Here is an 11,784-nt window from a genome sequence, read left to right as displayed (position 1 = left end):
CACCCCAACCCTCCCCTTATCAAGGGGAGGGAGCTAAAGTTCCCCCCTTACTAAGGGGGGCTAGGGGGGTGGTGCAAGATGTGAGTGCGATCGCTTCTTTCACCTATTGTGTTACTTCTATATCCAAATATAAACCTGCCAGAAAACTATATTTCAGCAGGATAACGTTAGTGATATGGCGTAATCATAGCTCGTTAGGCGCTGACCTGACTTTTACGGGTAGGACGCTTACGCTCACTCTTACGAGTACCCCCTGCCATTTCATATTCGTAGCTGTCTTTACCGTATTTGGCAGCAACGGCAATCAACATCCGCTCCGAAAGAGTTCTGAGCTGTTGCTCGATGTCTTGTACTGTACTGCCTGCCCGATCTACGATTGATAGCGATTCGTTGTAAGTTGCTAATTGAGAGCGTAAGCTATCAATCAACAGCAGATAATTCTCTATATTTAGTCCCTCGCCTAAGTCGAGCGTGACGCTAATTGACTTTAACCCGGCACAACGATGCTGGGCTTTTTCCAGAACCTGAGAACTGCGCTTTGTTCTAGCCATGTCAATGCACTCTTTACGGAATTAACTCTTTCACGATGGCAGATTAGCAAAGGCTTTGAAATCGATGGATCTACGGAGTTGAAATAAGATTGAGTGCCAACTAGATCCGTAATCTTGCGGTTATCATCAAGCAACCGCTTCACCGGATTGAGGATGAAGTCGGTGTTGTTTGAGTCAATGATGCCGTTACTTAGAAATGAAAATCCAAATTCAACAAATGGGACTCCATTCATAATAAATGCTTTAACGTTTCTTTGAAATTAGAAAACGTTTCTTATGAATGGGAACCCAAATTCAACAAATGGGACTCCATTTATAATAAATGCTTTAAGGTTTCTTTGTAATGCGAAAGCATTCCTTATGAATAAGAACCCAAATTCAATAAACGGGAACCCGTTCGTTAGTATCGAGTTCTCTTTCCTTTGGAACACGAACCCCTTAGCGATGAATGTCAACCCCAATTCAATGGAGGGGATAACCTAATCAAGCATTGATTCAGGCTCCATGATTGGGTTCTTCGCTGAGTTTGTTGAGATAGGTAAGGCTCGCTTTTGCCCAGACGCTTTCTTCGAGGTAGTGTTTGACAACTTCTCCAAGAGTGGCTTTGATGGCTTGCAGGTGGCGTTCGGGATTACGGAATTCAGGACGCTAATAGCGCCGTGACAGCTTCTTCAGACATAAAACGTCGAAAGTCCAAGATTTCGATTAAAACCAGTTTTTCATCGTGTGAATAGTGCAAAATAACCTGACCTTCTTCTTCAGCATAGGCAATGGGGTCTTCAGATAGCTCAACTAAAAGAGCATCGACATCTTTGCTATAGCTAATCTTTTTCATATCTAGACCTCCTGCCGGGGTAAAGGGTAATGATCAAAATGAATGCATTGAATTCTCGGTAAACTACTCTCAATACTCGGTTTTCGTCTAATCGCCTTTGAGCAATCTGTTTGTCTTCTTCTCCAGGTTCTAGCTTGTCGGGTGAACGAACTGTTTCAATAATGAATTCTGGCTTGATAGTGATTCCGTGATTAGCAAGTATCTCTATCTTGAGTTGTGAGTGTTCACTAAAGCGAATTTCTTCCATGGTTCGCTGTTGAGGCTAATCACAGGCGTTAGCTTGACTATTTTAATCTCTTCCCTTGACAAATCTTACCTCTATTGCCACTTCTCGAATTCCTTCTAAAATCTCCCGAAACCCTTGATCTCTTGGGTGTTTCCTCAGTCATCAATACCGTCCCAGAGTTCAGAGACGGGCTTCAAGTTGCCTTCTTTGGCTTGTTGTAAGGAGATCCGCAAATGGGCAAAGATGAGTTCATTGGGGTCGTCGTCAGAGTCGCTTGGGGGGGTGAGGATACCTCGATCGACGAGGATTTGATAGAAATCGTCTACATCTATCGCAATGACTTGAGCCGCTTGCTCGATGAGCAGGATGTTTTGCTGGAAGAGTGCGATCGCAACTTCTCGGCGCAGGTCTGATTCTGTGAGGGCTAGGTTGTCAGGGAGGTTGATGGTAATTTGCATGGTTTTGAGTCCCCTGAGTTCAATGATGGTTATTTCACATCTTCGCTGACGCCTTCGAGAAAGGCGATACGTGCTACCGCACAGGCAAACGCCACCGCCCCTTTGCCCCATGGGTTAGATTCAACAAAGTGTTCACCAACTTTGATGCCTGCTTGTTTGCTGCCGTTCCACAAACGTTTGAGGGTGAGGAAATTTTGCCAATGGGCAGGAGGAAGCTGTTTGGCTTGGACGGTGATGGTTTGGGTAGCGGCTTCGGGACTAGTTACCGCAGGATGTTGAGTTTGCCGATGGGTAAGGAAGTCTTGGAAGTCAGCGAGGAGAATCTCGAAGGTTTGTTGATTGGTCGTATTATTTTGGGTTTCGATGTAGGTCTCGACTTGCTCGAAGATTTGGACTTTTTGGGCGTTGGGGAAGGCGTTATCGTATTTTCCTGGCATGGGTAAAAGTCTTCTGGATAGGTAGGAATTATTCTTGGTCTTCTTCTTTGAGTTCTTGCTGGAGAATGGTGGGAATGTTTTGGGAGCCTTGGAAGACGTGCATGATGTCGATGATGTCTTCTTGGACTTGGTAGTAAATCAGGTAGTTTTTGAAGCCTTTGACGGGGAATTGGCGGACTTGGGTGAGTCTGGGGTGGGTGAAGCCACTGAACCGACCAATGCCTGGTAGTTTGGCAATCTGCTGAAAAGTGGCTTCGACGGCGTATAAGAATCTGTCGCCTGCGTCGAGGTTGTCTTGGCTGATGTAGGTGGCAATATCGATCAAGTCTTGGATGACGACGGCGCGTTTGTTCAGTTTAGGCATCGGGATTGGCTTGACTGAGGTTTTGGCGAACGGCGGCGCGGATGTGATCCCAGTCGTTTTCGGTCATGGGGGTGGCGGGAGAGTCGAGGGCTTCGAGCAATTTAGTTTCTAGCTGGGCTTTGCGGGTCAAGTCTTCGATGATGAGGGCTTGAATGTAGTCGCTAATTGTTGGATATTGCTCACTGGTTAGCTGGGCTTGGAAGTAGGATGCAAGGTTTTCGGGAAGCTCGATCGTGATTTGCATGGTTTTGAGTCCACTGGGTTCAATGTTTAATGATGGTTATTTCACATCTTCGCTGATACCTTCGAGAAAGGCGATCGCACCTTTTGCCCAGACATTGTTTTCGGCAAGGTTGCCAATGTTTGCACCACGGAGATCAAATTTAGGGGCGTTGGACATTGCGGTAATAGTCTTGAAGAAGTTGTTAGACGAGAGTTTGGGAAACGTGAAAGGAGGTTTGTTGAAGTTGAGCGATCACACTCGGAAAGTCGATGAGTCCTGTAATTCCGGCACGGTATAGAATGCCGAGGGTGCCGATGATCGGGAGATTGAGTTGTTGAGCGGCAGTTCGAGCATCCAAATCGTCAATGATGACTAAATCAGCTTGAAGCGAGACTGCGAGAGAGATTGCTTCGCGTTCTCCAGCACCGAGATAATTGGGCAATGAGAGCAGGGGTTGAGGAACAGTCTGAATATTTAGCCATGTGGGAGGATTCTCCATCCACTCATGAATTGAGCTGCCAGCTTCCTCGTTCAACAGCTCATTGCGAACTGCAACTGGAATGGTAACGGATTGAAAGAGTTGGGGGAGTAAGTCAATCTGACCAATGAGAATAAGGTAGCAAATCCGAGACGTGTCACAAAGAACGATCATGAAGAACTCGATCAAGGGTTTGAATGTCTTGCTGAACGTCTTCTAAGGTGAGAGAGTGAATGGCTCCGTGCTGTTTGAGAAAGGCATCAGTGGCAAGATGGGAGGGAAGTTGAAGCAGAGCTTGGACTTCGGCAGCACTCATTAAGCGATTTGTGTAGGCTTCGAGGGCGATCGCTTCGAGGGCGCGTTGGCAGAGTTGGGAGAGATGGGGCTGAAGACGGTGTTCTAGGTCTTCGGGGAGGGGGATGTTCATGGGAGTTCTTCTGGTTGTGCGATTTGGTTGCCGTGAACTTCATGGGCAACATTGGTGATCGGGGCTTCTCTTAGATCATAGATAACTGGGTTGGTTGTGGAGGGGCGATCGCAATTTCCCGCAGCCAGTCGCTCTGGTTGAAGGTGTCGGTTTGGGTGAGGCTGTCGGGGAGGTCGAGGACAATTTGCATGATGATTCCCTAGCGCTATGGGTTTATTTTAAGATTTGGGTTAGTGGTTCTGGGTGCCACTTTGATCGCCATGAATAGTACCGCCCAGATTAAGGGCAGCATTGGTGGCGTTGAAGGTTTCGATGTTGAAAATATTGGTTGTTTCCCCAACTGAAGCCCCTTGCTCTCCATTTTTAATTTCTAATTTTTCATTTTGAATTGCTTCGCACCAGATTTCATAGTTGTAGAATTTGCAGTTGGCTTGGATGCCTTGGATGGCACGGAAAGCATATTGACCGGATTCGGTAGGGAGGAGAGCGAGGAGGTCGGGGAGGATGTGGGCAGCACGCTCTTTCTGGAAGCCTCCCAAGATACCTGCAATATTATTACGGCTTCGCACGTATGGATCATTCTCAAGAATGTCAAGAAAATATGGAATTGCAGGCTCTGCTTGCATTTTCCCTAGTATTGCAATTGCTGTTCCTTTACTATCTAAACTAGACGTTTGAAGAATATAGATCAGATTTGAAATTACACTCTCATCACCAATTTTACCCAAGGCAAAAATAGCTGTTTCCTTGTAACCGTTTGATTTTGCTAAAAAACGATGTAGTTCCGGTATAGCCTTTTTACTGCCGATTTTTCCCAAGGCATCTATTACGCTCCAGCATTCGCCATCAGATGTTTCTAAAACGCATTGGAGATAACTAATTAATTCTGGAACAACAGTCTCATCCGCTATAAAACCAAGTGTATAGGCTGCTTTACTACGAATATTACTGCTGCAATCTCGCAATCCATAGATAAGACCTATGACCGCATCTTTATCTCCCATGTCACCTAATCCATCTATGGCACACCAACGTACATCTTCATCTGGGTGTTCGAGAAGGGAAAGTAAACCGATGAGAGCTTGCTTCCCTCCTATGCTAGCCAATGCGCTAGATCCAAACCGACGTAATTCGTGAACTCTATCAACGTTATTGCTTGGATTTTTGAGAAACTCAATTAAGTCTGGTATTGCAGTCTCATCACCAATTTTATCCAAGGCTATAACGGCACTTTTCCGAACATCATCACTGGGATCTTTCAATAGTCTGAGTAATCCTTGAGTAGCACGGCGATCGCCAATAATTAGTAAAATATGTGCTACGCACCAACGCACGTCAGAATCTATATGATTAATGAGATTAAGTAGTCGTGTAATAGCTTTTTGACCTAATAAAATTCTTGAATAGCCACTAGATTCCCAGCCTGTTAAACGCTCAAATTCGGAAGCAGCTTTCCAACGTGATTCATTTTCGATGAGTGAACATAGTTCTATGATTTTCTCATCCGAGATCAATTCAGGTTTCATTCTTTCCTGAAGCCTCTTCTCCCAAGAATAATCCGATTCACTTTCTGATAAAGAAGTAGTTGATTGGACTTGCTTTAAAAGCTTTCCTTTCAACCAGTCCGGTACTTCCAACGCTTCCACCATCCCCATCGTCTGCGCCTGAAACTCCCGCTTCACCTCTCCCGCCAACCGCGCCCCTAACATCCAATCCACTTCCAGCGCCAGTTGCACCACCAGTAGCGCCTGGGCTTCCTTATCCACCAGCGCCAACATCAACGCTATCGGCTCTGTCCACTTCAGATAGTTGAGATACTCCCGCTTCAGCACCGCATCGCTCAACTCTGGCAACCGTTCTAGCAATACCTCTGCCGCATAATATTCCTGAATTAGTTGGTGGCGAAACTCGATTTGGTCTACACTGCGATTTTGCAACAGATGATACTTGAGTAAGTCATCCAAAATATCTCGAACCGGGAATTGCTCATTCGGGAAAATTTTGCTTAATTCTCGTTCCGCTTCATCTCGATGAATCACCACTCGAAAACCAACAGGAGTTTCTCCTTGCATCATGACTGACGCTAAAGCTTTCAAAGCCTTCTTCCACAGCCTGCGATCGCTCAGCGGTCTGACATCTCCTTTTAATAGCGCGACTTCGTGTTTACGAACACTGCTAATTTCATACATGGCTGTGAAAGCCTGAAATACGCCTGCCAAGTTAGAAGGCAATTGCTTATCAGAAGTCTGCTGAAACAATTGACACAACATCCACAGCAGCAACGGCGTTTGTCCAAACTCTCGCAAGCGATCTTTTAATTGCCGCAGCATTGCCTCCGCTTGCTCTGGCAAGTATGCTCGAATAAACGCCTGCATTTGCGCTTCGGTGAGCGGTTGCATTTCCAGCTTCTTCTCAATCCCCAGATCTCCCCCCAAGCTCAAATCCCGCGTCGTGAAGATCATCGGTACTTTGGGATGGTTGCGCCGAAAGGCTGAAAGCTGCGATCGCGCTTCCTCCGACGGCAACTCATTCACTCCATCAAAGAGGATGAGTAGTTGGGGCAAAACCGTTTCCAATTGTTCCCCTGTTAACGCAAGTCCATGTCGAGTCAACGCATTGATGATTAATTGGGCGATCGAACCTTGCCAATATCGCAGTTCCACCAAAACTGGGATACGAGGCAAGTGGGTTGAGAAGTCGGAGTTTTTCAAAAACTCCGACTTCTGGGTCGTCGCTTCTTCCAACATCAACCGTGCCAATGCGGTAGACTTGCCCGAACCTGGTCGCCCGACCAACAATAAATGCTCCAGCTTCTCCCCTAGGGCATACTTCCGCAACCCGTCCAATACTGAAAAGCGCTCAACCTTCTCTTTCTCTGGCTTCCCTTCCTGTCGCTGTTCTCGCTCCTCCTTTTGCACCGTCTGCACCATCAACCCAAAGTCAAAAATTGGTGCCACGTCCTGCGACTGTCGTTGCTTGCCTTCAGCATCCGTCAACGTGTAAAGCTGCCACCACTTCTCATAGGTGGTTGCGATCGCATTCAAATAAGGCTGAAAATCAATATCAGACGGCTTGGCAACTAAATTACTCCAGCGCTGATCATATTGATGAAATGATCGCTGCTGCTCCACCAGTTCCGGAAACTGCTCCAAAATCACACGAGTAGGAACCGCACCACCCCCCAAATCAAAAGAACGATCGCGCGTAAACTTCACAATCCCACACACCTTACCCGTGCGCTGATTCAGCAACGGTGCCCCACTCATCCCCGGTCGCACCTGTCCCAATTTAAACTTAATTAATGCTGGCTCATCCCCCGTTAACCCTTCACAGTTAAACGTCACCGGACAACCATTGGGAAAATCTTGATCAGGATAACCAAACAGATAGAGCGAGTCGCGGGATTGAATCGTTACATCCAAATACACACAAGGCGGATTGGCATCAGCAGGGGGCGTCACTCGCAACAAAGCTAAATCATACGGCTCAGGGAGCGATCGCTCCACCACCCCCTTTGCCCAATTCTCCTGCTTCTGCCACCGCACTCGAACAGGTTCACCCTTCACCTCCTGCACCACATGAGCACAGGTAAGAATCCACTCAGGAGCCACAAAAAAGCCCGTACCCCATCCCCCAGGAAGGGTGAGCTTTACTGTACACTGTTGCAGTAGCTCCTCTAACTGGCTCATGGTTTAAGCTTTAGGCTGGGCTTCCCATTCCAACGTAATTTCTAGATTAGCCTTACCGGAACCTTTTACAATCACTGCCGTCAGTTGCCCGGATTCGATTGCCAGTTCCATACCAAACTTCACCGTCGCCTTCTTGGGTTTCACCTTTTGCAACGGTGCCGCGATCATCTGCACCACACCCTCGATCGCATCAGCGACAGGCTGAAACTGCTTAGAGTCAAAGCTCACATCCTCTCGTCCCGTGGTTGTCACCTCAAATTTTACGATCGCGCCATTAGGAAGCTGAACTGGAACCGTATCACTGCGGGATTCGGCAAAGCTCATTTAATGTGTCTCCTCAATTGAATTGCCATATCAACGCTGTTGGGGTTTGCCTGAGCAACCGGAACGGCTTAAGAGTTGACTAATTATAGGCGATCGCAATCACTCAATCCTGCCCGTAAAGACTCGCTCCGCTGGTCCTGTCATGTATACTCGTTGGTCTACCTCTGACCATTCAATTTCCAGACAACCACCAGGAAGTTCTACCGTACAGATGCGATCGCTCTTTCCAGTTAATACCCCAGCCACCACAACAGCACAAGCACCCGTACCGCAAGCCATTGTTGCCCCAGCACCCCGTTCCCATACTCGCATCTTCAAATAGTTCGGGCGCACGACTTGAATAAATTCTGTATTCGTCCGCTTAGGGAAAGCCGGATGATGCTCAAACTGTACACCTAACGTTGCCAAAGGAATAGCAGCAACATCCTCAACAAAGGTGATGCAGTGAGGATTGCCCATGCTGACACAGGTAACACTCCAGACTTGCCCTGCCACTTCCAAGGGGACATCAATAACTTTTTGTTCAGCCTCAGCCAGAGTTGTCGGGATTTTGGCAGCCATTAACTGAGGCATTCCCATATCCACCTTCACTCTACCCTCATCTTCCAGTTTGGGAGTCATGACACCCCCTAGGGTATGAATCCGGTATTGAGTTTTGGCGCTGCTTCCCTCCAAATCGGCGATAAATTGTGCCAGACAGCGAATGCCGTTGCCGCACATTTCCGGCTCCGATCCATCGGAGTTGAAAATCCGCATACTATAGTCAGTACCCTCTTGCCCCGGCAGGGCAAAGATTGCACCATCGGCACCAATCCCAAAGTGGCGATCGCACAACTGCACGGCTTGTTCTGGGGTGAGTAGGGGTTCGGTATCAGCGCGATTGTCAATCAGAATGAAGTCGTTGCCCAGACCGTGATATTTTGTAAATTCGATTACCATTAATTTCTCCTACTTAAAAAATAGATTATGACTGAATTTCAAACCGGCACACCCAGCGTTCGTCAAATTCAAGGCTTCATTAAAGAGGCAACAGAGGTTGAACTCAAACTGATAACCAATGATTTACTCATCGGTAGGATACGCTGGCAGGATCAAGACTGCTTGTGCTTCCTCGATGAAGCGGATCAACCCATTATTATCTGGCATCATGCCATAGCGTATATCAAGCCCAAAAATGGTGCTGGGGGAAATCGTTCCCTTCAGGTGTTTGAATCCCATGAAGTGATGAGTGCAGAATAGTCATTTGTTATTTAGGGCAACGGATTTGATAACGGACGTAACGGATGTTTGTCCTACCCTTCGGGAAGCCGCCTGCGCGTCTATGTCAATTGTCCTTTGTATAAACAACACCAATGACTAATCGCTAATTCTCCCATTGTCTACAGGTTGGCGTTCTTGCACGGTATCATTCGCCACTGCCTTGAGGCTGGGAATCACTGGTATAGTATCTTCGGGCGGTGGTACGAGCCACTCCTGCAACTGATTTAGGGGATAACTGCCGCCACATAAGAGTAGGTGATCCCCCTCTCGAACTTCAGCACTACCATCGGGAAAGCGGATAAACTTTCCTTCCCGGCGAATGGCTTGTACTTGCACTCCATACTGACGCCGCCAATGAAGTTCGGACAGCGTTTTGCCGTGGGCTGGACTATCTTCTGGCACGAGTAACCATTGGCAGGGAGCACTCGTTCCAGGAATGACGACTTCACCCTTAGCTAATTCGTTAAAGGCGGCGAGTTCATCGGGTTCCCCTACGGCTAAAAGGCGATCGCCTTCTTGGAGCATCGCTTTCGCATCAGGATAGTCAATTTCCTCTCCCTCACTACGGCGAATGGCGACTAAGCTGACACCCGTTAAGCGGCGAATATTGGCTTGTTCTAACGTCATGCCTGTCAGAGGTGAATTTTCGGGCAGGGAGTACCACTTGCTGTTCATCAGTTCTGTTGCCGTGCGTAAATCCCGCGCCACTTCTGACTGAGATTGCTCCGGACGCAAATCCATATAGTGAGAACTGCGAATTTGCTCCATTTCCCGTTGAATCAACCAGTCTGGCAAGCCAACACCAGCAAGCAAATGAGCGGCTAATTCTAAACTGGCTTCAAATTCAGGCTGAACTACCTCTCGCGCCCCCAGTTGATAGAGGAGTTCGATATCGCGATCTTTATTCGCTCGCACGACAATATCTAAGTTTGGATTCAACTCCAGCGATCGCTTTAAGCACAAGCGGGTACTCATCGCATCCGACAAGGCAATCACCATTGATTTTGCCCGTTCCACCCCCGCTTTTTCCAAAACGTGCAAGCTAGCGGCGTTGCCGTAAACGTAGGGAAGGTTAGCGTCTCGCAGTTGTGCGACTACCCCCTCTGATTGTTCGATAACGACCGAAGGATAGTTATGTTCCTGCATCAGTCGCACTAAATTGCGTCCTCCCCGTCCATAGCCGCAAATTACCACATGATCTTGAAGCTGTTGGCTATTTGCCGACACTTCTAGGGGAGCTTCTGTTGAGTCAAAGAACCCCTTCAACAGGGGTAGATTTTCTGCCCAAGTCAAGGCGATGGGAACTAGGCGCAGCACAAACGGTGTGACAATCAAAGTGACGGCTGTAGTTCCCAGAATCAAGAGATAAACAGGGCGGGAAACTAGTCCCAATATCTGCCCCTCACTTGCTAGCACAAAGGAAAATTCCCCAATCTGGGCTAGACCCAAACCCGCTATAATTGCGGTCTTTAACGGGTAGCCGAATACTCGGACAATGGGTGTTATGATTAAAAACTTGCCCACAAATGCCAACAAAACCAATCCGAGAATTAACTCCAGATTGCTCCACAGGAAAATTGGGTCGATGAGCATCCCAATCGCCGCAAAAAATAGCGCTGCAAAAACATCCCGCAGGGGTTCGACATAAGTTAGGGTTTGGTCGGCATACTCCACCTCTGAAATCATCAAACCAGCGACAAATGCCCCCATTTCAATGGAAAGCCCCAGATGTTCGGTTAAAAGGGCAATTCCCAGACACAGAGCAACCACACCCAACAAAAACAACTCTTTGCTTTCGGTACGCGCCAGAAATCTTAGTAGGGAAGGAATTAACCAGATGCCTGCTGCCACGGCACCAGCGGCAAATAAGCCAATTTTTAATAGAGCAAATCCTACGGCTATACCAATCGCTTCTACCGGTTGATCTAGGGCGGGTAAGACTGCCAGCATCAAGCCTAATGCTAAGTCTTGCACCACCAAAATCCCCAGCATTACCTGTCCTTGGGGCGTTTCGGTTTCGTTACGCTCCATCAAGCATTTGAGGACGACAGCAGTGGATGATAGGGATAAAATCCCCCCTAGAAAAACCCCTTGGGGGGGTGATGTTACCCAACCCATCAGCAGGGATACAGAAGCGGTGACTAAAATGGTTAGGGTAATTTGCAGTCCACCCCCTCCCAAAGCGATCGCCTGTACTTTTTTCAGTTCCCCCAGAGAAAACTCAACTCCTAGGGCAAATAACAAAAACGCTACCCCGAACTGGGCTAGGGTTTCGATCTGAACTAATTCTTTTATCAAGCCCAAACCCGCAGGACCGACTATCATTCCTCCCAAGAGGTAGCCTAGCAGGGCGGGTTGACGGAACAGAGATGCAAACAGCCCACCAGCAGCGGCGGCAGCGAGAACAGATACGAAGTCCAGGATCAGTCGGAAGTCTTCTTGCACGGGTTTGTTATGTTATCTGAAAAAAAAGCATTAAATCTTATTATTCTTAGGATACAAAGATATCAAT

General features: G+C 47.6%; 14 protein-coding genes. 1 reads left to right on the top strand and 13 read right to left on the bottom strand.

All coding sequences use genetic code 11. The features are described from left to right. Positions 1 to 194 precede the first annotated feature (194 nt). From IQ257_RS26775 to dapF, 12 genes are all read right to left on the bottom strand, one after another. The gene (locus IQ257_RS26775; RefSeq protein WP_193880243.1) at positions 195 to 551 is read right to left on the bottom strand and encodes a hypothetical protein; all 357 of its coding nucleotides are present in this window, start codon (positions 549 to 551) and stop codon (positions 195 to 197) included. Between the two features lie 640 nt (positions 552 to 1,191). Beyond that, positions 1,192 to 1,386 carry a DUF2283 domain-containing protein gene (locus tag IQ257_RS26770; RefSeq protein WP_193880240.1) on the bottom strand — a complete coding sequence of 65 codons (195 nt, stop codon included), beginning with the start codon at positions 1,384 to 1,386 and terminating at the stop codon, positions 1,192 to 1,194. After that, positions 1,373 to 1,633 carry a DUF4258 domain-containing protein gene (locus IQ257_RS26765; RefSeq protein ID WP_193880237.1) on the bottom strand — a complete coding sequence of 87 codons (261 nt, stop codon included), beginning with the start codon at positions 1,631 to 1,633 and terminating at the stop codon, positions 1,373 to 1,375. Before IQ257_RS26765 ends, IQ257_RS26770 begins: the two co-directional genes overlap by 14 nt. A gap of 134 nt (positions 1,634 to 1,767) precedes the next feature. Next, the gene (locus tag IQ257_RS26760) at positions 1,768 to 2,070 is read right to left on the bottom strand and encodes a UPF0175 family protein (RefSeq protein ID WP_193880234.1); all 303 of its coding nucleotides are present in this window, start codon (positions 2,068 to 2,070) and stop codon (positions 1,768 to 1,770) included. A 29-nt stretch (positions 2,071 to 2,099) separates the two neighbouring features. Next, complete coding sequence (locus tag IQ257_RS26755; RefSeq protein ID WP_193880231.1) at positions 2,100 to 2,507, bottom strand: hypothetical protein; 408 nt, start codon at positions 2,505 to 2,507, stop codon at positions 2,100 to 2,102. A 28-nt stretch (positions 2,508 to 2,535) separates the two neighbouring features. Beyond that, entirely contained in the window at positions 2,536 to 2,871 is a 336-nt protein-coding gene (locus tag IQ257_RS26750) for a type II toxin-antitoxin system RelE/ParE family toxin (RefSeq protein ID WP_193880228.1), read from the bottom strand. After that, a complete protein-coding gene (locus IQ257_RS26745; RefSeq protein ID WP_193880225.1) occupies positions 2,864 to 3,115 on the bottom strand; it encodes a ribbon-helix-helix domain-containing protein in 252 nt (83 codons plus the stop codon). The genes IQ257_RS26750 and IQ257_RS26745 overlap by 8 nt, the downstream gene beginning before the upstream one ends. 181 nt (positions 3,116 to 3,296) lie before the next feature. Continuing rightward, positions 3,297 to 3,746, bottom strand: a complete 450-nt coding sequence (locus IQ257_RS26740; RefSeq protein WP_193880222.1) for a DUF3368 domain-containing protein — start codon at positions 3,744 to 3,746, stop codon at positions 3,297 to 3,299. After that, positions 3,730 to 3,999 (bottom strand): UPF0175 family protein, encoded by a 270-nt coding sequence (locus IQ257_RS26735; RefSeq protein WP_193880220.1) that lies wholly within the window; start codon positions 3,997 to 3,999, stop codon positions 3,730 to 3,732. The genes IQ257_RS26740 and IQ257_RS26735 overlap by 17 nt, the downstream gene beginning before the upstream one ends. 230 nt (positions 4,000 to 4,229) lie before the next feature. Next, positions 4,230 to 7,688, bottom strand: a complete 3,459-nt coding sequence (locus IQ257_RS26730; RefSeq protein WP_193880217.1) for a HEAT repeat domain-containing protein — start codon at positions 7,686 to 7,688, stop codon at positions 4,230 to 4,232. 3 nt (positions 7,689 to 7,691) lie between these two features. Continuing rightward, complete coding sequence (locus IQ257_RS26725) at positions 7,692 to 8,012, bottom strand: CU044_2847 family protein (protein ID WP_193880214.1); 321 nt, start codon at positions 8,010 to 8,012, stop codon at positions 7,692 to 7,694. Between the two features lie 99 nt (positions 8,013 to 8,111). Further along, the gene (gene dapF / locus IQ257_RS26720; RefSeq protein ID WP_193880211.1) at positions 8,112 to 8,951 is read right to left on the bottom strand and encodes a diaminopimelate epimerase; all 840 of its coding nucleotides are present in this window, start codon (positions 8,949 to 8,951) and stop codon (positions 8,112 to 8,114) included. A 27-nt stretch (positions 8,952 to 8,978) separates the two neighbouring features. Here dapF and IQ257_RS26715 point away from each other — a divergent pair, with 27 nt between their 5' ends. Further along, a complete protein-coding gene (locus IQ257_RS26715) occupies positions 8,979 to 9,251 on the top strand; it encodes an Hfq-related RNA-binding protein (RefSeq protein WP_193880208.1) in 273 nt (90 codons plus the stop codon). 117 nt (positions 9,252 to 9,368) lie between these two features. Here IQ257_RS26715 and IQ257_RS26710 read toward each other — a convergent pair whose 3' ends face one another. Continuing rightward, the gene (locus IQ257_RS26710) at positions 9,369 to 11,717 is read right to left on the bottom strand and encodes a cation:proton antiporter (RefSeq protein WP_193880205.1); all 2,349 of its coding nucleotides are present in this window, start codon (positions 11,715 to 11,717) and stop codon (positions 9,369 to 9,371) included. Positions 11,718 to 11,784 lie beyond the last annotated feature (67 nt).

The sequence above is a fragment of the Coleofasciculus sp. LEGE 07092 genome, from assembly GCF_015207375.1.
GTDB lineage: Bacteria > Cyanobacteriota > Cyanobacteriia > Cyanobacteriales > Coleofasciculaceae > LEGE-07092.
The sequence above is the reverse complement of the archived record's forward strand: the minus strand, read 5'-3'. Positions and strand labels throughout refer to the sequence as shown.

Excerpts from the sequence above, each read along its gene's own strand:
- IQ257_RS26715 (WP_193880208.1), top strand. The coding sequence starts at position 8,979 with ATGACTGAATTTCAAACCGGCACACCCAGCGTTCGTCAAATTCAAGGC.
- IQ257_RS26770 (WP_193880240.1), bottom strand. The coding sequence starts at position 1,386 with ATGAAAAAGATTAGCTATAGCAAAGATGTCGATGCTCTTTTAGTTGAG.
- IQ257_RS26740 (WP_193880222.1), bottom strand. The coding sequence starts at position 3,746 with ATGATCGTTCTTTGTGACACGTCTCGGATTTGCTACCTTATTCTCATT.
- IQ257_RS26760 (WP_193880234.1), bottom strand. The coding sequence starts at position 2,070 with ATGCAAATTACCATCAACCTCCCTGACAACCTAGCCCTCACAGAATCA.
- IQ257_RS26775 (WP_193880243.1), bottom strand. The coding sequence starts at position 551 with ATGGCTAGAACAAAGCGCAGTTCTCAGGTTCTGGAAAAAGCCCAGCAT.
- IQ257_RS26745 (WP_193880225.1), bottom strand. The coding sequence starts at position 3,115 with ATGCAAATCACGATCGAGCTTCCCGAAAACCTTGCATCCTACTTCCAA.
- IQ257_RS26750 (WP_193880228.1), bottom strand. The coding sequence starts at position 2,871 with ATGCCTAAACTGAACAAACGCGCCGTCGTCATCCAAGACTTGATCGAT.
- IQ257_RS26735 (WP_193880220.1), bottom strand. The coding sequence starts at position 3,999 with ATGAACATCCCCCTCCCCGAAGACCTAGAACACCGTCTTCAGCCCCAT.
- dapF (WP_193880211.1), bottom strand. The coding sequence starts at position 8,951 with ATGGTAATCGAATTTACAAAATATCACGGTCTGGGCAACGACTTCATT.
- IQ257_RS26755 (WP_193880231.1), bottom strand. The coding sequence starts at position 2,507 with ATGCCAGGAAAATACGATAACGCCTTCCCCAACGCCCAAAAAGTCCAA.
- IQ257_RS26725 (WP_193880214.1), bottom strand. The coding sequence starts at position 8,012 with ATGAGCTTTGCCGAATCCCGCAGTGATACGGTTCCAGTTCAGCTTCCT.
- IQ257_RS26765 (WP_193880237.1), bottom strand. The coding sequence starts at position 1,633 with ATGGAAGAAATTCGCTTTAGTGAACACTCACAACTCAAGATAGAGATA.
- IQ257_RS26730 (WP_193880217.1), bottom strand. The coding sequence starts at position 7,688 with ATGAGCCAGTTAGAGGAGCTACTGCAACAGTGTACAGTAAAGCTCACC.